Consider the following 23,330-nt stretch of genomic DNA (forward strand, 5'->3'; position numbering starts at 1 on the left):
TCAATTGCTTCGAACCGAGCGGGGTGAGCTATATGGCGACCAAGGACACCGGCGGCGGACAGCAGAAGGCGACGCGTTCCAACGAGGAGGCCGAGGAGCAGGCGCGGGACGCGCAGGCTTCCGAGGACCTCGCGGAGCGACAGGAGAAGCTGAGCGACGACGTCGACTCGGTCCTGGACGAGATCGACGACGTCCTGGAAGAGAACGCCGAGGACTTCGTTCGCTCGTTCGTTCAGAAGGGTGGACAGTAGTTCACTCATGTGAACGGGGTGGAAAGTGCGTCCCGGACTGCAACTCCATGTGGATCACCACCACAGGACGGGTAGGGTCCGGGACGTACTGCTTCAACTGCAATTCGGCCATCGGCAAGTTGGGGGATGATCCTGACTCCTTGCGCAGGGCCATCGCATACCTGGAGGGAAACGCGTGGAAGCCAACACTCGTAGCACCGGGCGTCTACCAGCTGCCTTCCTGACGCCGGGTTCGTCCTCGTTCATGGACTTCCTGTCCGACCACTCACCCGACATGCTGCCCGGCAAGCGGAGTCTGCCGCCCCTCCAGGGGGCCATCCAGGCACCGCACGGGACGACCATCGTCGCGGCGTCCTTCCCCGGTGGCGTGGTTCTCGCCGGTGACCGACGGGCGACCATGGGGAACATGATCGCGCAGCGCGACATCGAGAAGGTCTTCCCGGCCGACGAGTACTCGGCGGTGGGTATCGCCGGTACGGCGGGTCTGGCCGTGGAGATGGTCAAGCTGTTCCAGCTGGAGCTGGAGCACTTCGAGAAGGTCGAGGGCGCCACGCTCTCCCTGGAGGGCAAGGCCAACCGGCTCTCCACGATGATCCGCAGCAATCTGGCGATGGCCATGCAGGGCCTCGCCGTCGTCCCGCTCTTCGCGGGCTACGACGTCGACCGTGAAAAGGGCCGAATCTTCTCGTACGACGTCACGGGCGGCCGTTCCGAGGAAGTCGGTTTCGCGGCCACCGGCTCCGGTTCCATCTTCGCCCGTGGATCGATGAAGAAGCTCTACCGCGACAACCTGACGGAGCAGCAGACGCTGACCCTGGTGGTGCAGGCGCTGTACGACGCGGCGGACGACGACTCGGCGACCGGCGGACCGGACGTGGCACGCCGGATCTATCCGATCGTCACCGTCATCACCGACGAGGGCTTCCGGAGGCTCACGGACGTGGAATCCGCCGAGATCGCCGCCGCCGTGCTGGAGCGCCGGATGGAAGAGCCCGACGGGCCGCGCGCCGCGCTGCTCTGACCGGCCTTCCGCCTTCTTCGATGCACTCGTCACTGACAGAAAGGGACGGATAGCCGGTGTCGACGCCGTTCTATGTCTCACCTCAGCAGGCCATGGCCGACCGGGCGGAATACGCCCGGAAGGGCATCGCCCGTGGTCGCAGCCTGGTTGTGCTGCAGTACGCCGACGGCATTGTGTTCGTCGGCGAGAACCCGTCCCGTGCGCTGCACAAGTTCAGCGAGATCTACGACCGGATCGGCTTCGCGGCCGCCGGCAAGTACAACGAGTACGAGAACCTCCGTATCGGCGGTGTGCGATACGCCGATCTCCGTGGATACACCTACGACCGTGATGATGTGACGGCTCGTGGTCTGGCCAACGTCTACGCGCAGACGCTCGGCACCATTTTCTCCAGTGCGGCCGAGAAGCCGTACGAGGTGGAACTGGTGGTCGCCGAGGTCGGCGCACTGCCCGAGGGCGATCAGATCTACCGGCTGCCGCACGACGGTTCGATCGTGGACGAGCACGGCTCGGTCGCGGTCGGCGGGAACGCCGAGCAGATCAGCAGCTTCCTGGACCAGCGTCACCGCGACGGCATGACGCTCGCCGAGGCGCTCAAGCTGGCCGTCCAAGCGCTGTCACGGGAGCCCAACGGCGGCGAGCGGGAGATTCCCGCCGAACGGCTGGAGGTCGCGGTCCTGGACCGCACGAGGCCGCAGCAGCGCAAGTTCAAGCGGATCGTCGGGCGCCAGCTGGCGCGCCTCCTCGACGCGGACGGCGGCGGGGCCCCGACGGACGCACCCTCCGACGACGAAACCGACGATTCCGGCGATTCGGCGACCGGGAGGAGCGAGGCCAAGGGCTCCGGTGGCACCACGGAGCCCCCTGCCGAGGACTGACACTCCGCTCGACGCTCCGTTGCCGTGCCCCGTACCGCCGCTGACGGCGGGCCGGGGCACGGTCATGCCGGAGCCGGTCAGGGGAGGGCCGGGGCGGTCGCGGTCGAGCCGCGTACCACCAGGTGTACGGGCAGCCTGCCGGGCTTCGCCGGGCGGCCGTCCAGAACGGCCAGCAGGGCCTCCATGCCTCGCTCGCCCACCTGCTCGGCGGGGAGCCGCACCGTGGTGAGCTCCGGCTCCACGGCCGTCGCCAGCGCGAGGTCGTCGAAGCCGGTCACCGAGATGTCCTCCGGTACCCGCAGTCCGCGTCTGCGGACCGCCTTGCAGGCTCCTGCGGCCAGGATGTCGTCGTCGCAGACGATGGCCGTCGGAAGAGGCCCCGGGGCCGCCAGCGCCCGTTCCACGGCTTCTCGCCCGGCCGTGACATCGAGCGCGGCGGGGACGGTGCGTACGACCGCACTCGGCACCCCGCGCACGGTGTCACGCAGCGCCCCGGCGCGGACCGCGAACGTCCAGGAATCCACGGCGGAGGCGAGGTGGACGAACCGGCGGTGGCCCAGGTCCAGCAGATGTTCCGTCACCTGCCGCATGCCGTCGGCGATATCGAGGTTCACCTGCGCCGCCGCGCCCGGATCGGCAGGGTCGCTGTCCAGCATCACGAGAGGCAGTCCGGCGCCGCGCAGCGCCCCCAGGGCCTCGGTTGCCATGGACGAGGCGATCACACCGTCCAGCGACGCACGGGCCGAGGCGAAGGGGTCCCTGGCCGGGCCCGTGCCGTCCGGCGACGGGTACAGCACGACCCCGAAGTCATGTGCTGCGGCGACGCCGGCCGCGCCCGTGTAGACCCGGGCGAAGAATTCGTTGGTGAGCGCGGGGACGACGAGGAGCGCCGTCCGGGTGCTGCCGAGACGGAGGCTGCGGGCGGCGAGATTCGGCCGATATCCGAGCGAGGCGGCGCTGTCCCGTACGCGTACCGCTGTGGTTTCCGACACCCTTCCCCGCCACTTGTCGCCGAGCACGAGGGACACGGTGGCCTGGGAGACTCCGGCCGCCCGTGCCACGTCCCGGCTGGTGGGCCGTGCCGGGGCGGGCTGCTGCGCGCTGGTCACTTCGGGCCTCCGTGCTCAGTGGTGCCTTGATGTCCGGACACCGTGAGGTGGACCCCGGACTGCGCACATGGTACGTATGAGTCTCGAAGTTATACGTAACACCTCGGCCGGGTCGCACGCCCGTCCGAGCGAGAGGGGCAGGCATGGCCGCGGGATATCTGGACGTCCTCCGGGCGCGGCACGCGACGCGGCTGCTGACGGGAACGCTCGTGGGACGTCTGCCGAGCGGCACCGCCCACATCGCGATCGTCCTGTTCACCCGCGCGGAGGGCGGCAGCTACACGCTGGCAGGCGCCCTGGCCGCCGCCTACGGGCTCGCCACGGCCGTGGGGCAGCCCCTGCTCGGCCGTGCGGTGGACCTCCACGGCCAGCCGCGCGTCCAGCTCCCCGCCGCCGTGCTCTCGGCACTGGGCATGGCGCTCTTCGCCCTCGTGGGCCTCGACCCGCTGCCGCTGGCCTGTCTGGCCGTCGTCATCGCCGGAGTCTGCACGCCCCCGCTGGAGGGCGGCCTGCGTGCTCTGTGGCCCACCGTCCTGGGGCCGCAGGACCGGGTGCACCGGGCGTACGCGATGGACGCCGTCGCCCAGGAGATCATGTTCACCCTGGGCCCGCTGCTCGTGACTGTCCTCGTCGCACTCTGGTCGCCCGCCGTGGCGCTCGTCGTCATCAACGCCATAGGGGTCCTCGGGGCCCTGTCCGTCGTCCTGTCCGAGCCCTCCCGCACCTGGCGCTCCGCACCCCGCGAGGCGCACTGGCTCGGAGCTCTGCGCTCACCCGGACTGCTCGCCCTGCTCGGATCGTTCTTCTTCGTCGGCACGGCCCTCGGCTCGATCACGGTGGCGGGTGTCGCCTACGCCGACGACCACGGCGACGCGTCCGTGTACGGCTGGCTGATGGCGGCCCTCGGGCTCGGCGCGCTGATCGGCGGAGTGGTCTACGGGGCCCGGCAGTGGGCCGGTGCGCCCGAGCGGCGGCTGCGCGTCATCGTCGCCCTGCTGGCGCTGGGCTATCTGCCGTTGACGCTCACCCCGGGTGTGGCCGCCATGACCGGGCTCGCCGCACTCGCCGGCGTGTTCCTCGCGCCCGCGATCGCCTGCTCCTTCATCGTCGTCGACCGGCACGCACCGCGCGGCACGGTCACGGAGGCGTTCTCCTGGCTCGTGACCACGTTCGGTGTAGGCGCCGCGGCCGGAACGGCCCTGGCGGGCCCGGCCGTCGAGCTCGGCGGGACGGCGTGGAGTTTCGGCGTCGCGGGGGCGGGTGGAGTGGCCGCGCTGGTGGTCCTCCTGGCCACCGGAGGGGTCCTCGCAGTTCCCGCGCGTACGCCCACTGTTGTGACGGGATCGGAAAATGATCGAAACGGGGCCGTCGAACCCGGTTTCAGCTCAGGCCATAAGGCGTAATGTTCAGTCATGGACCGCCGCATTTTCGGGCTGGAGAACGAGTACGGCGTCACGTGCACGTTCAGGGGACAGCGCCGACTGTCACCTGACGAAGTGGCGCGCTACCTCTTCCGCCGTGTTGTGTCATGGGGCCGCAGCAGCAATGTCTTCCTGCGGAACGGCGCCCGCCTCTACCTCGACGTGGGATCGCATCCGGAATATGCAACCCCCGAATGCGACAACGTGACCGAGCTGGTCACGCACGACAAGGCCGGCGAGCGCATTCTCGAAGGACTGCTCGTCGATGCCGAACGCCGCCTGCACGAGGAGGGAATCGCGGGCGACGTCTATCTCTTCAAGAACAACACCGACTCGGCGGGAAACTCCTACGGGTGCCACGAGAACTACCTCGTGGCCCGGCACGGAGAATTCTCCCGGCTCGCGGACATCCTCATTCCCTTCCTCGTCACCAGACAGCTGATCTGTGGTGCCGGCAAGGTGCTGCAGACTCCGCGCGGAGCGGTCTACTGCGTCAGCCAGCGTGCCGAGCACATCTGGGAGGGCGTCAGTTCCGCGACGACGCGCTCGCGACCGATCATCAACACCAGGGACGAACCGCACGCCGACGCGGAGCGGTACCGCCGCCTCCACGTCATCGTGGGCGACTCCAACATGTCCGAGACGACCATGCTGCTCAAGGTCGGCGCGACCGACCTGGTGCTCCGCATGATCGAGGCGGGCACCGTGATGCGCGACCTGACCCTGGAGAACCCGATCCGGGCCATCCGCGAGGTCAGCCACGACATCACCGGACAGCGCAAGGTGCGCCTGGCCAGCGGCCGTGAGGCCTCGGCCATCGAGGTGCAGCGCGAGTACTACGAGAAGGCCGTCGACTTCGTGGAGCGCCGCGGCATCCGCACCGGCACGGTCGACCAGGTGCTCGAACTGTGGGGCCGCACCCTGGACGCGATCGAGGCGGAGGACCTCGACCGGATCGGCACCGAGATCGACTGGGTCATGAAGTACAAGCTCATCGAGCGGTACCGGGCCAAGCACAACATGACCATGTCGAATCCGAGGGTCGCCCAGATAGACCTCGCCTACCACGACATCCACCGCCGCCGAGGGCTCTACTACCTGCTGGAGCGCAAGGGACAGGTCGCCCGCATCTGCAACGACCTGAAGATCTTCGAGGGCAAGTCGGTGCCCCCGCAGACCACCAGGGCGAGGCTGCGCGGGGACTTCATCCGCAGGGCCCAGGAGCAGCGACGGGACTTCACCGTCGACTGGGTCCACCTCAAGCTCAACGACCAGGCGCAGCGCACCGTGTTGTGCAAGGACCCCTTCCGGTCCGTGGACGACCGGGTGGAGAAACTGATCGCCGGTATGTGACCGGGCGCACGATGTCCCGGCACCTCAGGTGACGACAGGGCCCCGTACGTTCCTCGTACGGGGCCCTGTCCACGCCCTAGAGTGTCGTGGACCCAACCAACGTGCCGTCTGAGATCTGAGGAACCAGTGCGCCGACTTGCCGGCCTTCTCGTCGTCCCCCTCCTGCTGCTGTCGACAGCGGCCTGCGGCGACGAAAAGGGCTCCGACTCCGCCTCGTCCAAGAACGGAGTGCCCGCGATCACCGCAGGCGCGAAGTTCGGCGAGAAGCCCACTCTCGCGAAGGGCGAGGGCGATCCGCCCAAGGAGCTGCAGACCGAGGTCATCAGTGGGGGTGACGGCGCGAAGCTGAAGAACGGCGACGCGATCCAGGTCAACTACCTCGGGCAGTCGTGGGACTCCGCCAAGCCCTTCGACAACAGCTTCGACAAGGGTCAGCCCTTCGATCTGACGCTCGGTGCCGGCATGGTCATCCAGGGCTGGGACAAGGGCCTGGTGGGCCAGAAGGTCGGCAGTCGCGTCGAGCTCGTCATTCCGCCGGAGCTCGGTTACGGCGCTCAGGGCCAGGGCGACATCAAGCCCAACGCCACGCTCGTCTTCGTCGTCGACATCGTGAAGGCGACGCAGATCCCGGCCTCGGCCAAGGGCTCCGAAGTCGCGCAGGACAACATCGACCTGCCGAAGGTGGGCACCAAGACCGACGGCAAGGCGCCGACCGTCACGATCCCCAAGAGCGACCCGCCCAAGAAGCTGGTCTCCAGTTACGTCCTGGAGTCCGACGGTGAGGTCATCAAGGAGAGCGACAGCGTCGTCGTGAACTACGTGGGTCTGCTGTGGAAGGGCTCCAAGCCGTTCGACAGCACCTACCAGACGGGCAAGACCGCGACCTTCCCGCTGGCCCAGATCACCCTCAAGGGCCTCAAGGACGGTCTGGTCGACAAGAAGGTCGGCAGCCGGGTGCTGCTGGTCATCCCGCCGGACCAGGGGTTCGGCGACAAGGCGCAGCAGACCGTCCCCGCCAACTCCACGCTGGTGTTCGCAGTCGACATCCTGGCAAAGATGTAAGACTGTCCCGGTTGCCCAGTTCATCATTTAGAGGAGCAATTCAGTGAGCATCGAGAAGCCCGAGATCGAATTCCCGGGTGGCGAGCCGCCGGTCGACCTGCAGATCAAGGACATCTGGGAGGGCGAGGGCGAGGTCGCCAAGGCAGGCCAGACCGTCTCCGTCCACTACGTGGGCGTGGCCTACTCCACCGGCGAGGAGTTCGACGCTTCGTGGAACCGCGGGACTCCGCTCAAGTTCCAGCTCGGTGCCGGTCAGGTCATCGCGGGCTGGGACCAGGGTGTGCAGGGCATGAAGGTCGGCGGCCGTCGCGAGCTGATCATCCCCGCGAACCTCGCGTACGGTGACCGCGGCGCCGGCGGCGGTGCCATCGCCCCGGGCGAGACGCTGATCTTCGTCTGCGACCTGATGGGCGTCTGATCCACAGTCGCGCGTGAACGAGGGCCCGTGCCGTGAGGCACGGGCCCTCGCTTTTGTCCGGACACCCCTGGGCGGTACGGTCGAGGGTCAAAGAGCATGGAGAGAAAGGGCGTCGATGGCGATTGCCAAGGCGGAGCGATTGATGAACCTGGCGCTGTGCCTGCTGGGCACCCGGCGCCCGCTCAGCAAGCGCGAGCTGCGCGAGTCCATCGAGGCGTACCTCGAAGCGGGGACCGACGACTCCTTCAACAGGATGTTCGAGCGCGACAAGGACGACCTGCGCGAACTCGGACTGGTCATCGAGACCGTGGAGAACCTTGACGCCGAGACCGGCTATCTCGCCCGCCGTGACAGCAACCGGCTGCCTCCGATCACGCTTGACGCCGAGGAGGCCGCCGCCCTGGGACTGGCGGCCAAGGTCTGGCAGCAGGCCCGCCTCGCCGGAGCGGCCAGCGGTGCCCTGCAGAAGCTGCGGGCCGCGGGCATGCCCGAGGCGGAGGACGCCTACGAGGTGCACAGCGCCCTCGAACCCCGCATCCCGGTTCATGAGGCGGCGTTCGAGCCGCTGATGCTCGCCTGCCGGGACCGCCGCCCGGTCACCTTCGACTACCGCAAGGGCAACGCCGCCCGCCATGAGCAGCGCCAGGTCGAGCCCTGGACCCTGGAGTGCTGGCGCGGCCACTGGTATCTGGCCGGCTGGGACCGCGACCGCGGCGCCGAGCGGGTGTTCCGGCTCTCCCGGATCACCGGCCGGGTCCGCTCGCGCGCCGGGGCCTTCACCGCCCAGGTGCCGGATGTCGTGACCGTGCGCGAGACCGTGGAGAGCTGGGCCGGCGAGACCGCCACCAGGTCCGCGTGGATCAGGCTGCGCGCCGGGTCCGGATACCCGCTGCGGTCCCGGGCGATATCGGTCCGGGAACTCGGGAACGGCTGGGACGAGTTGGAGATTCCGTACGGACACGGGCTGGACGCCTGGCTCGTCGAATTCGGCCCGGACGTGGTCGTGACGGAACCCGCCGATCTGCGGGCCGATGTGATGGACCGGCTGCGCGCCGTGGCCAAGGACTGAGGGGACCCGTAGCTCATGGCCACGAACGCGATCGACCAGACCCGCCGGATGCTCTCCCTGGTGACCTATCTGCGTGAGCGCCCCGGCGCCCACGTCCAGGACGTCGCCCGGGCGTTCGGGATCACCGAGGACGAGCTGATCTCCGACCTGGACGTGCTCCCCATGTGCGGGACGAGCTTCCGGGGCGGGGACCTCCTCGACATCGACACCGACGGCGACCGGATCTGGTGGCACAACCCGGACGACGTCGCGGCGCCCCTGCGCCTCGCCTCGGACGAGGCGACCGCCCTGCTCGTCGCGGCGCGCGCGGTGGCCACGCTGCCCGGGCTGCGCGAGAGCGACCGGCTCGCACTGGTCCGCGCTACCGCCAAACTGGAGACCGCCGCCGGTGAGGTGGGGGCCGCCAGCTCGCGGCTCTCGGTCACCTTCGAGGCCGAGGGTGGCGTATTCGCCGATGTGGACCGGGCGATCTCCGAGCGGCGGCGGCTCTGGCTGCGCTACTACTCCCCGGCACGCGACGAGCTCACCGAGCGCGAGGTGGACCCGATCCGGCTGTTCGCCGTGGGCCACACCTATATGGAGGGGTGGTGCAGGCTCTCCGAGGCCCGGCGTACGTTCCGGCTGGACCGGGTCGCCGAGATCCGTCTTCTGGACGCCCCGTCCGCCCCGCCGGAGCTGGAGCTGCGGGACCTCTCCGAAGGACTGGTGCAGCCCGCGGCCGAGGACCCGGAGGTCGTGATCGAGGTGGGGCCCGGTGGCCGGTGGGTCGCCGAGTACTACCCGCACGACAGCGCCGACGAGCTTCCCGACGGCGGCCTGCGGATCACTCTGCGCACCCCCGACCCGGCTTCCCTGCGCAGGCTCGCGCTGCGGCTCGGCGGGGAAGGCCGGATCGTCTCCCCGCCGGAGCTCGCGCGGAGTGCGCGGGAGGCGGCCCGGGACGCGCTCGCCGCGTACGACGACGTCGCCTGAGCGGCGGGCGGAGGGCGCAGGAGATGGACCAGACATCCGTAATATCCGATGCGCAGGCAGGGGCGGCCGTATCGTCGGCCACCCTGCCCGTCGTCACACCTGTCCCGGTACCTGTCCCCGCCGCCGTCCGGTTCAAGGCAGCCTGTCCCGACTGCCGCGGACGCTTCGAACTCCCGGCGGGGGCGCTGCGCCTCGTGATCGGCGCCAGCAGCCGCACCACCTTCTACTCCTTCACCTGCCCCGAGTGCGGCGCCGCAGTCCGTAAGCCCGCCGGGGAGCGCATCATCGAACTCCTCACTGGTGGAGGGGTGCGGACGCTGCGCCTTCACACCGCTCCGTAAGCCCGCGCTTCAGTACCCGCCCTGTAGAACACGACGACATCGAGGCACCGCCGCATGTTCTGGCCCATGCTCGCCATCGCCCTGGGGTTCCTGGGGATCGCCGTACTCGGCGTACTCGCCGTCAAGGTCTTCGTCGAGGCCCAGCGGCTGGGCCGCCAGGTTTCCGCCACCACCCAGCGGATCAATCGGGCGGCAGAGGATCTGGAACGTGCCGCGACCGGTCTCGCCGCCACGGGTGAGGCCTTGCGTTAGAAGGGCAGCGCCCTCCTGTTTCGCAAGCTCGGGGGGTACGCTCTTGAGGTCGGCCCAGGCAGGGAGGTGCGGGCCGCAACCGGGCGTACGCACGGGCATTGCCTCACGTTTACTCCTGCGGGATACGATCGCTGCCAGCGCACAGATCGGACCTATGTCCGATCGAACGGGTAGAGAGCCCACCCTCCAGTCGCCTCAGTGAGAAGGAAGTCGCACATGATCGGCAATCTGAAGCCCCTCGAGATCGTTCTGATCATCGCTGTCATCCTGCTCCTCTTCGGTGCCAAGAAGCTCCCTGACATGGCGCGTTCGCTCGGCAAGTCGGCCCGCATCCTCAAGAGCGAGGCCAAGGCGATGAAGAAGGACGACGCGGAGCCCGCCGCGCCCACGACGGAGACCGTGACGGACCAGGCCCCGCAGGCGACCGCCGCCCGTACCATCCAGGCCGCGCCCGGAGATGTCACCAGCTCCCGCCCGGTCAGCGAGCCCAAGCCCACCACCCAGAGCTGACAGCTGACGGGCTTAACCGACAGCTGCCGTACGAGACGAGGGAAGTGGGTTGCTCAAGTCTGCCCGCAAGCAGGAGAAGGACGAAGAGGGGCGTATGCCCCTCCTCGATCACCTGCGTGAGCTGCGTAACCGGCTGCTGAAGGCCGTACTGGCGATTGTCGTGGTGACGGTCGTGGCTGCCTTCTTCCAGAGGGACATCTACGACTTCCTGTTGAGCCCGCTCATCAGCTCGGTGGGCTGTGAGGGCGCGGTCGTCGTCTCCAAGAACGGGAGCCCCTGCGCCCTGCTCAAGACCGACACCCTCATGGGACCCTTCACCAACGCGTTGAAGGTCGCCCTGATGTCAGGTGTGCTGCTGGCCGCCCCGGTCTGGCTCTACCAGCTGTGGGCGTTCGTGGCCCCGGGTCTGCACAAGGGCGAGAAGCGGTATGCCTACGGCTTTGCGGTCCTCGGAGCGCCGCTTTTCCTCGCCGGTGGATACCTGGCGTACTCGATCCTGCCGCAGACGGCGGAGATCATGCTGGGGTTCACTCCCAGCGACGTCCAGAACCAGATCGGGCTCGACAGCTACCTGGACCTCCTCACCCGCATGGTGATCGTCTTCGGTCTGGCCTTCGAACTGCCGCTGCTCCTCATCGCGCTGAACATGACGGGCATCGTCTCAGGCAAGCGGATGCTCGGCTGGTGGCGAGGCATGATCATCGGCCTCACCGGCTTCGCGGCGATCGCCACCCCGGGCGGTGAACCGCTGTCCATGCTGCTCCTCGCGGGACCGCTGGCCGTCCTCTACTTCATCGCGACAGGGTTCTCCCTCCTCAACGACAAGCGCAGGCGCCGGGCCAACCCCGACGCCGAACTCGACGACGACGAGGCATCGCGGCTGGACCTCACCCCGGAAGCCGTGTCCGCCTCGCGTACCCCGCTGCCGGAGCAGGCCACCGGCGAGTCGGACGGTGCACGATCGCACCGGGTCAACGGTTACGACGACATCACCTGACCTTGTAAGGTCCGGCGGGTGACCAGCCAGATCACCCTTTTCGTCAATCCCACCGCCGGACGCGGCCGGGGCGCGCACGCCGCGCAGCCGGCCGCTTCCGCGTTCCGGGACGCCGGGTTCTCTGTGCGTACGGTCCTCGGTGGTGACGCCGACGACGCTCTGCGCCGGGCCCGCGAGGCCGTGGGCGCCGGGACCGGTGCGCTGATAGCCGTGGGCGGGGACGGCATGGCCTCTCTCGCCCTTCAGGCCCTGGCCGGCACCACGACCCCGCTCGGTGTCGTCGCCGTCGGTACGGGCAACGACTTCGCCCGGGCGCTCGGGCTGCCGGTACGCGACCCGGCCGCCGCCGCGCGGCTGGCCGCCCGGGCCCTCAAGGAGGGGCATGTCCGGGACATCGACCTCGGACGGGTCGGTGAACGGTGGTTCGGCTCCGTGCTCGCCTCCGGCTTCGACTCACGGGTGAACGACCGGGGCAACCGGATGCGCTGGGGAGGCCGTTTCAAGTACGACCTGGCGATCCTCGCGGAGCTGGCCACGTTCGAGCCGGTTCCGTACCGCGTCCGGCTCGACGGGGGACCTGTGCGGGAGGTCGAGGCGACGCTGATCGCCGTCGGCAACGGCTCCACGTACGGCGGTGGCATGCGGATCTGCGCGGACGCGGTCATGGACGACGGCCTCTTCGACGTGACCGTGGTCGGGGACTGCAGCCGGACGACGCTGCTCAAGGTGTTTCCCAGGGTGTACAAGGGAACGCACCTCGGCCACCCCGCGGTCACCGTGCACCGCGTCTCCTCGATCGAGCTGGCGGCGGCGGGTGTCACCGCCTACGCGGACGGTGAACCGCTGGGCGCGCTGCCCCTCACGGCCACGCTCGTGCCGGGCGCGGTGAGGGTTCTGCTTCCGGAGAATTAAAGATCGCCTGGCTGTCAGAGGTGGCGGGTAGGCTCATATCAAGATGACAGAGGACCTCTCACCAGCTGAGCGATACCAGGCTTCTCGCGTTCGTGCGGCCGAGCAGGCCACGGCCCTCGGGCCCTTCCGCGAGATGTACGAATTCGGCCTCGACCCTTATCAGGTCGAGGCATGCGAAGCCCTGGAGGCGGGCAAGGGCGTGCTGGTGGCGGCGCCCACCGGTTCGGGCAAGACGATCGTCGGCGAGTTCGCCGTGCACCTCGCGCTCCAGCAGGGCCGCAAGTGTTTCTACACGACCCCGATCAAGGCGCTGTCCAACCAGAAGTTCGCCGATCTGTCCCGGCGCTACGGTGCGGACAAGGTCGGCCTGCTGACCGGTGACAACAGCGTGAACTCCGAGGCACCGGTGGTCGTCATGACCACCGAGGTCCTGCGGAACATGCTGTATTCGGGCTCGCAGTCCCTGACCGGCCTCGGCTATGTCGTGATGGACGAGGTGCACTACCTCTCCGACCGCTTCCGGGGTGCGGTGTGGGAGGAAGTGATCATTCATCTGCCGGAGTCCGTGACCCTGGTGTCCCTTTCGGCGACCGTGTCCAACGCCGAGGAGTTCGGCGACTGGCTGGGCACCGTCCGCGGAGACACCGAAGTGGTCGTCTCCGAGCACCGTCCCGTGCCGCTGTGGCAGCACGTGCTGGCAGGGCGCCGGATGTACGACCTCTTCGAGGAGGAGACCGACCACGGAGGCCGGGGAACGGGGCGCCGTGAGGTCAACCCGGACCTCGTCCGGCTCGCCCGCATGGAGAACCAGTCGGGGTACGACCCCCGGGACCGGCGCCGCGGCAAGATGGTGCGCGAGGCCGACCGGGAGCGGGAGCGCCGTCAGCGCAGCCGGATCTGGACCCCGTCGAGACCCGAGGTCATCGACCGGCTGGACCACGAGGGGCTGCTGCCCGCCATCACCTTCGTCTTCAGCAGGGCAGGCTGCCAGGCCGCCGTTCAGCAGTGCCTGCAGGCAGGGCTCAGGCTGATCGACGAGGACAAGCGCCGGCTGGTGCGGGAGATCGTCGAGGAGCGGACCGCCTCCATCCCGGGTGAGGACCTTCACGTCCTCGGCTACTACGAATGGCTCGAAGGGCTGGAACGGGGTATCGCCGCGCACCACGCGGGCATGCTGCCGACCTTCAAGGAGGTCGTCGAGGAGCTGTTCGTCCGCGGGCTCGTCAAGGCGGTCTTCGCGACGGAGACGCTTGCGCTGGGGATCAACATGCCGGCGCGCTCGGTCGTCCTGGAGAAGCTGGTCAAGTGGAACGGCGAGCAGCACGCCGACATCACCCCCGGCGAGTACACGCAGCTCACCGGCCGGGCCGGGCGGCGCGGGATCGACGTCGAGGGCCACGCGGTGGTGCTGTGGCAGCGCGGCATGGACCCGAGTGGACTGGCCGGGCTCGCGGGTACGCGGACGTATCCGCTCCGCTCCAGCTTCAGGCCCTCGTACAACATGGCCGTGAACCTCGTGCACCAGTTCGGGCGGCACCGCTCGCGTGAGCTGCTGGAGACCTCGTTCGCACAGTTCCAGGCGGACCGTTCGGTCGTCGGCATCTCGAAGCAGGTCCAGCGGAACGAGGAGGGCCTGGAGGGTTACCGCGAGGGCATGACGTGCCACCTCGGTGACTTCGAGGAGTACGCGCGGATGCGACGCGACCTCAAGGACCGCGAGACGGAGCTGGCCAAGCAGGGGGCGGCTCAGCGGAGGGTCGCGGCGGCGGCGTCCCTGGAGAAGCTGAAGCCGGGCGACATCATTCATGTGCCGACCGGCAAGTTCGCCGGACTGGCGCTCGTCCTCGACCCGGGGCTGCCTGCCGGGCGGGCCAACGGGCACCGGGGGGCGGAGTACGCCGAAGGGCCACGGCCGACGGTGCTGACCGCGGAGCGTCAGGTCAAGCGGCTGGCGTCGATCGACTTCCCGGTGCCGGTGGAGGCGCTGGACCGGATGCGGGTGCCGAAGTCGTTCAACGCGCGGTCGCCGCAGTCGCGGCGCGATCTGGCGTCGGCGCTGCGGTCGAAGGCCGGGCACCTGGTGCCCGACCGGCACCGCAGGGAGCGCGCGGCCGCGGCCGACGACCGAGAGATCGCCCGGCTGCGGACGGCCCTGCGGGCGCACCCCTGCCACGGCTGCGACGAGCGTGAGGACCATGCGCGGTGGGCGGAGCGGTATCACCGGCTGCAGCGTGACACGAAGCAGCTGGAGAGCCGGATCGCCGGGCGCACGAACACGATCTCCCGGACCTTCGACCGGATCGTGGCGCTTCTCACCGAGCTGGACTATCTGCGCGACAACGAGGTCACCCCGAACGGGCGGCGGCTGGCGCGCCTCTACGGCGAGCTCGATCTGCTCGCCAGTGAGTGCCTGCGGGAAGGTGTCTGGGAGGGGCTCAACCCGGCCGAACTCGCGGCATGCGTCTCCGCGTTGGTGTACGAGGCGCGGCAGGCCGACGACGCGGTGGCGCCGAAGCTGCCGAGCGGGCCCGCGAAGTCGGCGATGGCCGAGATGGTGCGGATCTGGGGCCGTCTGGACGCCCTGGAGGAAGAGTTCAAGATCAACCAGGCGGAGGGCGTCGGGCAGCGTGAACCCGACCTCGGGTTCGCCTGGGCGGTCTACATGTGGGCCTCCGGGCGGACACTCGACGAGGTGTTGCGTGAGGCCGAGATGCCTGCGGGGGACTTCGTGCGGTGGTGCAAGCAGGTGATCGATGTGCTGGGACAGATCGCGGCCGCGGCGCCTCGGGAGGGGGCGGGCGGCTCTGTGGCGAAGAGTGCGCACAAGGCGGTCGACGCGGTGTTGCGGGGTGTGGTGGCGTACAGCTCTGTGGGGTGAGGCGAGGCAGGGTGGGTGTGTCGGCCCGGGGTGCGGGTGGGCGCCCGTGGCGGGCTGTTCCTTCCCCTTCCCGCCCCTTACCGGAACCGGGGCTCCGCCCCGGACCCCGGTCCATGGACGCCGGGCGGGCTGAGGGAGGCGCAGCCTGTGCCCCCGAGTCGGCCGGTGGCCGCTCTCGCCGAGGCGACGGCCGAAGCGGTGCTGCCCGTCATTCGGGCCGACGGAGGACGTGGGGCGGCGCTGAGTCCGGGGGCTGACCGGACTGAGGCCCCGGCAGGGAGTGCTTGCCCAGCCGGGGCCTCGGTCGCCTGCCGGCGTGCTCAGGTCTTCTTGCTCTTCATCACCATTCCCGCGCAGGCCATGCCCAGCAGGACGGTCAGTCCGCCGACGATGACGTTGTTGAAGATGACCCCGGCGTCCGGGCTGGTGCCCACGATCCACGTCGACACGATGAGCCAGGCACCGATGGCGCAGATGGCCCAGCTCAGTCCGTACATCCGCTCCGGCATCACGGTGAATCCGAGTGCCAGCACCGCGATCGCGATACCGAGGACGAGGTTGTGCGCCACCAGGGCGGGCTGGCTCGCCGTGAAGTGGAGCACCCACGGCGAGACCGCGCAGTACAGCCCGACCAGAAGTACCGGTGCGTCCACGAGGGCTACGTCGCGTCCACCGATGATGCGGTCGTGCCGCGCTTGCATTTCAGGCACATCGGGGTGAGCGCCTATGTCACTCCTAGTGCGCGAGACGTTGCTCATGAGATTCGTCTCCTTCGAGCTACAGGCCCGACCGCCGGATGAGTGCACGCGGTGGGCACCTACCATGCCCATTCTGCACTTATCTGCCGCTTATGTGTAGATTTCCGATCGAATTGGCGATGGAAATCTGTGAGCGGAACGGCCTGTGCGGTGGCGGTCGTGTGACCCTGTCGCCGGTTTCCCGTCGGGCGGCAGATTGCGGGGCGAGCTGTCGCCGGGGCATCACACGACCGTCACCGCGCGGCGCCGAAGTGCTCGCGCCGCTCCCCGCTACTTCGGGGGCATCAGGACGGAGTCGACGATGTAGACCGTGGCGTTGGCCGTCGGCACATTGCCGCAGACCACCTTCGAGGAGTCGTTGACGGTGTACTCCACACCCGAACCCGTCGTCGTCAGCTTGCTCTTCTCCAGGGTGTCGAAGGAGCCGTTCTCCAACTGCTTCGGCGCCAGCTTCTCACCGACCACGTGATAGGTGAGGACCTTGGTGAGCGCGGCCTTGTCGGCCAGGAGCGCGTCCAGGTCGGCCTTCGGGACCTTGGCGAAGGCGTCGTTCGTCGGCGCGAACACCGTGATGTTCTGCGCGTTGTTGAGGGTGTCGACCAGACCCGCCTGCTTGACGGCCGTGACCAGCGTGGAGAGGTCAGGGTTGTTGGACGCGGCCGTCGCGACCGGGTCCTGCGCCATGCCGTCGAAGGAGCCCGCGCCGTCCGCCGGAACGGAAGCGCAGCCAGGACCGAACGGCTTGTCCGTGTCGGCCGTCGCCTCTTCGGCCGGCGCCGCGGGCTCGGAGGAGGCGGCCGAGGGGGTGGATCCGGCAGCGGAGTCCTTGGTGTCGCTGGAACACGCCGAGAGGGCGAGCGGCAGGACGGCTGCGGCGGACACGGCGATGGCGGCGCGACGGAAGCGAAGGGTGTTCATGGTGTTCTCCTGGTTCGAATGTTGTTCGTCTGTGACTGATATATGGCTTGTGAGTAGGGGTGATGTGATTCAGGGCACGTTGACCACCACCGAATGCCAGCCCGTCGCCCCGTTCGGGACGGTGCCGACGCGCTTGTCGGTCTGGGTGGCGCCCGTAAGGTCCGTCGCGCGGACTTCGAGGCTGTGACTGCCGGTGGTGGCGGGCCACTCCCACACCCACTGGCGCCAGGTGTCCCTGCTGTCCTCGGCTGCCAGCCGAGCGGTCTGCCACGGGCCTCCGTCCACCCGGACCTCGACCCGGGCGATTCCCCGCTGCTGTGCCCAGGCGACCCCGGCGACCTGCACCGTGCCCGCCTTGGGGGAGGCGAAGGGGCGGGGGGTGTCGATGCGCGACTGGGTCTTGATGGGCGCCTGCCGCGACCAGCTGCGCTTGACCCAGTAGGCGTCGTACGCGTCGAAGGTCGTCAGCTCGATGTCCTTGATCCATTTGCAGGCGGACACGTAGCCGTACAGGCCGGGGACGAGCATCCGGACGGGGAAACCGTGGTCGAAGGGGAGCGGCTCACCGTTCATCCCGAGCGCGAGCATCGCGTCGCGCCCGTCCATGACGTCCTCGACAGGAGTGCCGATCGTCATGCCGTCGACGGACCGGGCCACGAGCTGGTCGGCGCTCCCGCCCTTCGAGGGCGGCTTCACCCCGGCCTCGCGCAGCAGGTCGGCCAGCGGTACGCCGATCCAGCGGGCGTTGCCGACGTAGGGGCCGCCCACCTCGTTGGACACGCAGGTCAGCGTGATGTCCCGCTCGATCAGCTTCCGTTCGAGCAGATCCTGGAAGCCGAGCGTGACAGGCCGCCGCACGCCCGTCCCGTGGATACGCAGCCGCCAGCGGCCGGCGTCGACACGCGGCACCACCAGCGCGGTGTCCACGCGGTAGAAGTCCTTGTTCGGGGTGACGAAGGAGCTGAGCCCCCGGATGCCCAGATCGGCGCCGCTGGGCGGTGCGGGCGCCGCCGAATCCGGGACCGGCAGTGTGATCCCGCCGCGTGAAGCGGACGCCCCCGCCTGCTGGGACGCCGTCACCCGCCGCCCTGCGTAACCGGCGCCGGCCGAGGCGACCGCCGCGGCGGTCGCCGCGATCACGAATCCGCGCCGGTCGAAGGTGCCCTGGTCCGCCCGGACCTCCGTCTCCCCAGCCGCGGGAGAGGGAAGGGTCCTCGGGGCAAGCCGTCCGATCAGGAGATACAGCACTCCTGCGGCCACCAGGGCACCCACCACCGAAGGCAGCGCGTCGCCCGGCCGGCCCTCGGGCCGCCCGGTCGCCGCCACTGCCCCGACCACACCGAAGACCAGGACGGCCGCCGCACCGAGCCGCCGGTGCCGCAGCGCCAGCACCCCCACCGCCATGGCGAAGAACGCCAGGAGGACGAGGATGCCGAGCTGAAGCACCAGCTTGTCGGCGGTGCCGAAGTTCCGTACGGCGAAGTCCTTGACGGCCGGGGGAGTGCGGTCGATGACCGCTCCGCCCACCGCCGTGACCGGACCCGCCTCGGGTCGCACGGCAGCCGCGACCAGCTCGGCGACACACAGGGCGCAGAACCCGGCGATCAGACCGCTGAGCGCGGCGAACAGGGCGCGCGCCCAGCGGGATGCCCGGGACCCGGAGGCCCTGTGCGGCTGCGAATCGTTCTGATCTGCTTTCACACCGGTGATTCGGTCCCGGTCGGGCCGCGGATTGGTCCCTCACTCGATCGAATGAATCTTTGCCGTCGGCCAATCCTTCGCGGCACCTGCCACGAATGACCCCGAAGGGCACGTGACCCGTGCCCACGCACGCCTGCAGGACCGGAGGGAGCCGGAATCGCGCTCGCCCTGCGCAGGGGTGTGCACCGCATCGTCGATGTCGCCTGGGGGATCGGGTTCGCTGCTGTCGCGCTCGTCTCGTACGCCCTGTCCTCGGGGTAAGGGGACGACGGCCGCCGTCTCCTGGTGACCGGGCTGACCGTGGTCTGGGGCCTGCGGCTCGCCGTCCACATCGCCCGGCGCGGCCGTGGACACGGCGAGGACCCGCGCTACGCGGCGATGCTCGCCAAGGGGCGCGGAAAGCCGGCGCTGTACGCCCTCCGCAAGGTGTATCTCCTCCAGGGGGCGCTGGTCCTGCTGGTCTCGCTGCCCGTACAGGCGGCGCAGTACCTGACGGGGCCGTTGACGTGGTGGGCCTGGGCGGGGGCGGGGCTGTGGGCTGTCGGCCTGGCTTTCGATGCCGTCGGGGACCGGCAGCTGGCACGGTTCAGGGCCGACCCGGCCAACCGCGGGCGGATCATGGACCGGGGGTTGTGGTCATGGACCAGGCACCCGAACTACTTCGGTGACTTCCGTGTGTGGTGGGGGCTGTTCCTGTTCGTCTGCGAAGAGCCGGCGGTGTCGGCGGCGACGATCGTGGCGCCCCTGGTGATGAGCTGGCTGCTGATCAGGGGCAGCGGCAAGGCGCTTCTGGAGCGGCACATGGCCGGGCGGCCGGGCTTCGCCGCGTACCGGGCGCGAACCAGCGGGTTCTTCCCCCGGCCCCCGCGCCGGGACTGAGCGGTGACCGGCCGACACCCGCCCGGCCGGAACCCTCCCCCCTCAGCGCGTGAAAGGACCCGGTGGCGCCGTCCGCCACCGGGTCCTTCCCGTTCAGCCTCGCCAGGTGGCTCAGGTCGGCAGGCCCATCAGGGCCAGTGGTGCGGAGGTCGGCTGCTCGGAGCCGCCGGAGGGCTCGACGGTGACGCCCATCCCGGACGCATCGCCGACCGGTCCGTCCATCAGTACGGCGCCGTCCGACGCCGACGGGTCCATCAGTCCGGCGGACCGCATGGTGCCGCCCTCGTCGAACCACAGCTGGTACACCTTGCCGGCCGGTGGCCGCTCCATCCCCGAGGCCAGGAACACCGCGCGGTCGGCGCTCCGCGAGACGACGACGGTTGCCCGGGCACCCCCCTTGAGGGTCCCGGAGTTGGTCTTCGCGTCCGAGGCCGCGAGCACCTGGGCGAGCTGATCGCTCCGCTGCTCGGCACGGTTCGCCTCCTGCCGGGCGTCCTGGGCCAGCTCGTTCTGCCAGACCGCGACCCCGCCGAACGCCGCCGCGGCTGCGAGGCAGGCGGCCAGCAGATAACTGGTCGTCCGGCGCCGGGCCCGGTCCCCGGCCCTGGTGGCCCGGTTGAGCCGGCTGTGGGACGGCGGCTCCTGGCGTACGGTCGCCACCTCGCGCAGCACGCGGTCGCGCAGTCCTGCCGACGGTGTGCGGGACACCGCGAGCCCGAGCCGTGCGGCGGTCGCGGTGAACTCCCGTACCTCCTGGGAGCACGCCTCGCAGGCGCCCAGGTGCCGTTCGAACTCGGTGCGCTCGTCGTCGGGCAGCGCGTGCAGGGCGTAGGCCCCGGTCAGTGTGTGGAGTTCAGCGGTGCTCATGCGTTCACCCCCAGGCAGTCGCGCAGCCGGATCAGCCCGTCGCGCAGCCGTGTCTTGATGGTCCCGAGAGGCACGGACAACAGCTCCGATACCTCGCGGTAGGTGTGACCCTGGTAATACGCCAAGGTCACGGACTGGCGTTGCAGTTCGGAGAGCGACCGCAGACAGCGTCGGACCTGCTCACGTTCGAGTCGCGTCTCGACCTGCTCCGACACCTCGTCGAAGTCGGGCCTACGGTCCAGCAGCGCGGCCTTGTGCTCGCGGGCCGCCGCGGCCTCCGCCGAACGCACCCGGTCGACGGCCCTGCGGTGGGCCAGCGTCAGCACCCAGTTCATGGCGCTCCCGCGGTCCGGCTGGAAGCGGGGCGCCGTGCGCCACACCTCCACCAGCACCTCCTGCGCCACTTCCTCCGACTGGGCCGGGTCCCGCAGGACACTGCGCACCAGACCGAGCACGGGTCCGCAGACCGCGTCGTACACCGTGGCGAAGGCGTGCTGGTCCCCCCTGGCGGCCCTCACCAGGAGTTCCTGGAGATCGGGCCCCGCGGAGGGGGCTCCGCTGATGTGGACGGCTTCTTTCACGCGGGCTTTCCTCCAGGTCGGCGCATCGGTTCCCTGGTGTGATTCGGAGCCGTCACCCGTACGGATTGGTCAGTCGGCGGAAATTCTTCCACGCTGCCGGGAATCCGTGAGGCCGTGTGGTTCCGACGCCGTCCCGCCGGGAAGCGGAGCGTGGTGGTCGGCACGGTGCTGGGCGAGGCGATGTTCAGCGCGCTGCGACGGCTCGCGCACGTGGACGTGTCGGCGCGGGTGTACGGGGGAGACGGGAGCGGGGAGGCGGAGGCTGGCGCCGGTGACGGCCGGGCCGCCGGGAACGCCTGAACCCCGGTCACCGTCCTGGCCGGTCACCGGGGTTCCTGTGCGTGGGGCGCACTCGTGTTACGCGGCGCTCTCCTGCTCGCGCTCCACCTGCTCGTTCCACTCGCGCTTGACGGCGCGCCAGGCGTCGTCGCTCTGGCCCGCGCGCCAGTAACCGGAGATCGACAGCTGCGAGAGCGGGATCTGCCGTTCCAGGCGGAGATGGCGGCGGATCTCCTTCACGAACCCAGCCTCGCCGTGCACGAACGCCTGCACCTCTCCCGCGGGGAAGTCCAGGGCCTTCACCGCCGCGGTCAGTGCATCCCCGACCGGACGGCCGTCGCGGTGCAGCCAGGTGATGGCGACACCGTCGGGCGTGACGACCTTCTGCTCTTCCGAGGCGTCCGGTACCTCGACGAACGCGAGGACCACCGCGCCCGCCGGCATCTGCTCCAGCGTCGCCGCGATCGCGGGCAGGGCGCTCTCGTCGCCGACCAGAAGGTGCCAGTCCGCCGACGCGTCGGGCCCGTAGCCCCCGCCGGGGCCCAGGAACGTCACCTGGTCGCCCGGGGCCGCGTGCATCGCCCACGGACCCGCGAGGCCCTCATCGCCGTGCACCACGAAGTCGACCGTCATCTCCCGGGCGACCGGGTCCCAGGCGCGCACGGTGTATGTGCGCGTGGTCGGCCACAGCTCGCGCGGGAACTGCTCGCGGATGGCGGCCATGTCGAAGGGGTGGCTGTAGTCCGCGCCCTCAGGCGCGAAGCACAGCTTGATGTAGTGATCGGTGAAACCGGAGAGCGCGAAGCCGGCGAGACCGTCACCGCCGAGCACCACCCGCACCATGTGCGGGGTGAGCCGCTCGGTGCGCACTACCCGGGCTCCCTGAGCCTTGGGTGCCTGGCGTGCCGGTCGTTCTGCCACGAGCGTCTCCCTGCGTCCGAAATGCTTAGGGTTACCTAAGTTAGCATCTCAGCTCCGGAGTGTGGAGAGGAGCCGCACAAGGGCGCCGCCCAGCCCCCACTGTTCCGCCAGGGCTTCGAGAGCCGCCGGGTCGTGCGGCTCGCGGGGCAGCGCCGGATCGAAAGCGGGCAGGGGTACGTCGGCGGCGACCCGGACGACCTTCGGCGCGACCGCCACGTAGTCCCGCGCCTCGTCGAGGCGCTTGCGCTGCGCGGGGGTCAGACGGGCGGCGGGGTCGTCGACCGCGGCCATGATCCCGGCCAGGTCCCCGAAGGCGTCGAGGAGCTTCGCGGCCGTCTTCTCGCCGATGCCGGGGACGCCCGGAAGGCCGTCGCTCGGGTCCCCTCTCAGCAGGGCCAGATCGACGTAGCCGGAGCCGTCGACGCCGTACTTCTCGCGCAGCCACGCCTCGTCGGTGACCTGGAGCGAGCCGACGCCCTTCAGGGGGTAGAGCACCCGCACCTCGCGGGCGTCGTCGACGAGTTGATAGAGGTCCCGGTCGCCCGTGACGATGTCCACGGGGCCCGTCGCCAGACCGGTGAGTGTGCCGATCACGTCGTCCGCCTCGTACGGAGAGACGCCCACCCGGGCGATCCCGAGGGCGTCGAGGACGTCCTCGATGATCGGGACCTGGGGGGCGAGGGTGTCGGGGGTGTCCTCCTCGTCGGCCATGCCCGCGGGTGTCTCCACCGCCACCCGGTGCGCCTTGTAGGTGGGGATCAGCTCGACGCGCCAGTGGGGGCGCCAGTCGGCGTCCATGCAGGCGACGAGATCGTCCGGCCGGTGGTCCTGCACCAGTCGTCCGATGAAGTCGAGCAGTCCCCGCACGGCGTTGACCGGCGTGCCGTCCGGTGCGCGCACCGAATCCGGTACGCCGAAATAGGCGCGGTAGTAGAGGGAAGCGGTGTCGAGGAGCATCAGGCGTCGCGTCACACCCCGATGA

Annotated in this window: 23 protein-coding genes and 3 pseudogenes; 18 read left to right on the forward strand and 8 right to left on the reverse strand. The window is 69.7% G+C overall.

Annotated elements, in window-relative coordinates:
• The first annotated feature begins 32 nt into the window (after window positions 1-32).
• The 4 genes and pseudogenes from F0344_RS30135 (at window position 33) to prcA (ending at window position 2,150) form a co-directional block, all read left to right on the forward strand.
• Window positions 33-251 carry a ubiquitin-like protein Pup gene (locus tag F0344_RS30135; protein WP_185301776.1) on the forward strand — a complete coding sequence of 73 codons (219 nt, stop codon included), beginning with the start codon at window positions 33-35 and terminating at the stop codon, window positions 249-251.
• 46 nt (window positions 252-297) lie between these two features.
• A pseudogene (locus F0344_RS30140) lies at window positions 298-475 on the forward strand (endonuclease domain-containing protein); the annotation flags it as partial.
• A complete protein-coding gene (gene prcB / locus F0344_RS30145) occupies window positions 427-1,272 on the forward strand; it encodes a proteasome subunit beta (protein WP_185301777.1) in 846 nt (281 codons plus the stop codon). The pseudogene F0344_RS30140 and the gene prcB, both read left to right, overlap by 49 nt.
• A 56-nt stretch (window positions 1,273-1,328) precedes the next feature.
• Window positions 1,329-2,150, forward strand: a complete 822-nt coding sequence (prcA, locus tag F0344_RS30150; protein ID WP_185301778.1) for a proteasome subunit alpha — start codon at window positions 1,329-1,331, stop codon at window positions 2,148-2,150.
• Window positions 2,151-2,227: 77 nt separating this feature from the next.
• On the opposite strand, the gene F0344_RS30155 is transcribed toward prcA, so the two are convergent.
• Window positions 2,228-3,259 carry a LacI family DNA-binding transcriptional regulator gene (locus tag F0344_RS30155; RefSeq protein ID WP_185301779.1) on the reverse strand — a complete coding sequence of 344 codons (1,032 nt, stop codon included), beginning with the start codon at window positions 3,257-3,259 and terminating at the stop codon, window positions 2,228-2,230.
• A 143-nt stretch (window positions 3,260-3,402) separates the two neighbouring features.
• Between F0344_RS30155 and F0344_RS30160 the strand changes: the two genes are divergently transcribed.
• From F0344_RS30160 to F0344_RS30215, 12 genes are all read left to right on the forward strand, one after another.
• A complete protein-coding gene (locus tag F0344_RS30160; RefSeq protein ID WP_185301780.1) occupies window positions 3,403-4,662 on the forward strand; it encodes an MFS transporter in 1,260 nt (419 codons plus the stop codon).
• 9 nt (window positions 4,663-4,671) lie between these two features.
• The gene (gene pafA, locus F0344_RS30165; RefSeq protein ID WP_185301781.1) at window positions 4,672-6,033 is read left to right on the forward strand and encodes a Pup--protein ligase; all 1,362 of its coding nucleotides are present in this window, start codon (window positions 4,672-4,674) and stop codon (window positions 6,031-6,033) included.
• Window positions 6,034-6,159: 126 nt separating this feature from the next.
• Window positions 6,160-7,095 (forward strand): FKBP-type peptidyl-prolyl cis-trans isomerase, encoded by a 936-nt coding sequence (locus F0344_RS30170; protein ID WP_185301782.1) that lies wholly within the window; start codon window positions 6,160-6,162, stop codon window positions 7,093-7,095.
• Between the two features lie 43 nt (window positions 7,096-7,138).
• Window positions 7,139-7,513, forward strand: a complete 375-nt coding sequence (locus F0344_RS30175) for an FKBP-type peptidyl-prolyl cis-trans isomerase (protein ID WP_185301783.1) — start codon at window positions 7,139-7,141, stop codon at window positions 7,511-7,513.
• Window positions 7,514-7,628: 115 nt separating this feature from the next.
• The gene (locus F0344_RS30180; RefSeq protein WP_185301784.1) at window positions 7,629-8,582 is read left to right on the forward strand and encodes a helix-turn-helix transcriptional regulator; all 954 of its coding nucleotides are present in this window, start codon (window positions 7,629-7,631) and stop codon (window positions 8,580-8,582) included.
• 15 nt (window positions 8,583-8,597) lie between these two features.
• A complete protein-coding gene (locus F0344_RS30185; RefSeq protein WP_185301785.1) occupies window positions 8,598-9,554 on the forward strand; it encodes a helix-turn-helix transcriptional regulator in 957 nt (318 codons plus the stop codon).
• A 23-nt stretch (window positions 9,555-9,577) separates the two neighbouring features.
• The gene (locus tag F0344_RS30190) at window positions 9,578-9,895 is read left to right on the forward strand and encodes a hypothetical protein (RefSeq protein ID WP_258050168.1); all 318 of its coding nucleotides are present in this window, start codon (window positions 9,578-9,580) and stop codon (window positions 9,893-9,895) included.
• Between the two features lie 54 nt (window positions 9,896-9,949).
• Complete coding sequence (locus F0344_RS30195; protein ID WP_185301786.1) at window positions 9,950-10,147, forward strand: hypothetical protein; 198 nt, start codon at window positions 9,950-9,952, stop codon at window positions 10,145-10,147.
• 216 nt (window positions 10,148-10,363) lie between these two features.
• Entirely contained in the window at window positions 10,364-10,657 is a 294-nt protein-coding gene (tatA, locus tag F0344_RS30200; RefSeq protein ID WP_185301787.1) for a Sec-independent protein translocase subunit TatA, read from the forward strand.
• Window positions 10,658-10,706: 49 nt separating this feature from the next.
• Window positions 10,707-11,654: a twin-arginine translocase subunit TatC gene (gene tatC, locus F0344_RS30205; protein ID WP_185301788.1), complete on the forward strand. Its 948-nt coding sequence runs from the start codon at window positions 10,707-10,709 to the stop codon at window positions 11,652-11,654.
• 18 nt (window positions 11,655-11,672) lie between these two features.
• Window positions 11,673-12,566: a diacylglycerol kinase gene (locus F0344_RS30210; protein ID WP_185301789.1), complete on the forward strand. Its 894-nt coding sequence runs from the start codon at window positions 11,673-11,675 to the stop codon at window positions 12,564-12,566.
• A 43-nt stretch (window positions 12,567-12,609) separates the two neighbouring features.
• Window positions 12,610-15,444, forward strand: coding sequence for a DEAD/DEAH box helicase (locus F0344_RS30215; protein WP_185301790.1), 2,835 nt, complete (start codon window positions 12,610-12,612; stop codon window positions 15,442-15,444).
• Window positions 15,445-15,764: 320 nt separating this feature from the next.
• Here the strand turns inward: F0344_RS30215 and F0344_RS30220 are convergent, their stop codons facing one another.
• From F0344_RS30220 to F0344_RS30230, 3 genes are all read right to left on the reverse strand, one after another.
• Entirely contained in the window at window positions 15,765-16,202 is a 438-nt protein-coding gene (locus F0344_RS30220; protein ID WP_185301791.1) for an SPW repeat protein, read from the reverse strand.
• A 270-nt stretch (window positions 16,203-16,472) separates the two neighbouring features.
• Complete coding sequence (locus F0344_RS30225) at window positions 16,473-17,120, reverse strand: fasciclin domain-containing protein (protein WP_185301792.1); 648 nt, start codon at window positions 17,118-17,120, stop codon at window positions 16,473-16,475.
• A 69-nt stretch (window positions 17,121-17,189) separates the two neighbouring features.
• Window positions 17,190-18,728 (reverse strand): molybdopterin-dependent oxidoreductase, encoded by a 1,539-nt coding sequence (locus F0344_RS30230; protein WP_185302963.1) that lies wholly within the window; start codon window positions 18,726-18,728, stop codon window positions 17,190-17,192.
• Between the two features lie 249 nt (window positions 18,729-18,977).
• Here F0344_RS30230 and F0344_RS30235 point away from each other — a divergent pair.
• A pseudogene (locus F0344_RS30235) lies at window positions 18,978-19,700 on the forward strand (DUF1295 domain-containing protein).
• Between the two features lie 111 nt (window positions 19,701-19,811).
• Here F0344_RS30235 and F0344_RS30240 read toward each other — a convergent pair.
• Window positions 19,812-20,567, reverse strand: coding sequence for an anti-sigma factor (locus F0344_RS30240; protein WP_185301793.1), 756 nt, complete (start codon window positions 20,565-20,567; stop codon window positions 19,812-19,814).
• Entirely contained in the window at window positions 20,564-21,148 is a 585-nt protein-coding gene (locus tag F0344_RS30245; RefSeq protein ID WP_185301794.1) for a sigma-70 family RNA polymerase sigma factor, read from the reverse strand. Before F0344_RS30245 ends, F0344_RS30240 begins: the two co-directional genes overlap by 4 nt.
• A gap of 147 nt (window positions 21,149-21,295) precedes the next feature.
• Between F0344_RS30245 and F0344_RS30250 the strand changes: the two are divergent.
• Window positions 21,296-21,448 (forward strand): annotated as a pseudogene (locus tag F0344_RS30250) (MerR family transcriptional regulator); the annotation flags it as partial.
• A 57-nt stretch (window positions 21,449-21,505) separates the two neighbouring features.
• Here the strand turns inward: F0344_RS30250 and F0344_RS30255 are convergent.
• Together F0344_RS30255 and F0344_RS30260 are read right to left on the reverse strand one after the other, a co-directional pair.
• A complete protein-coding gene (locus F0344_RS30255) occupies window positions 21,506-22,348 on the reverse strand; it encodes a siderophore-interacting protein (protein ID WP_185301795.1) in 843 nt (280 codons plus the stop codon).
• 48 nt (window positions 22,349-22,396) lie between these two features.
• Entirely contained in the window at window positions 22,397-23,305 is a 909-nt protein-coding gene (locus tag F0344_RS30260; RefSeq protein ID WP_185302964.1) for a 5'-3' exonuclease, read from the reverse strand.
• Window positions 23,306-23,330 lie beyond the last annotated feature (25 nt).

It is taken from the genome of Streptomyces finlayi (genome assembly GCF_014216315.1).
Classification (GTDB): domain Bacteria; phylum Actinomycetota; class Actinomycetes; order Streptomycetales; family Streptomycetaceae; genus Streptomyces; species Streptomyces finlayi_A.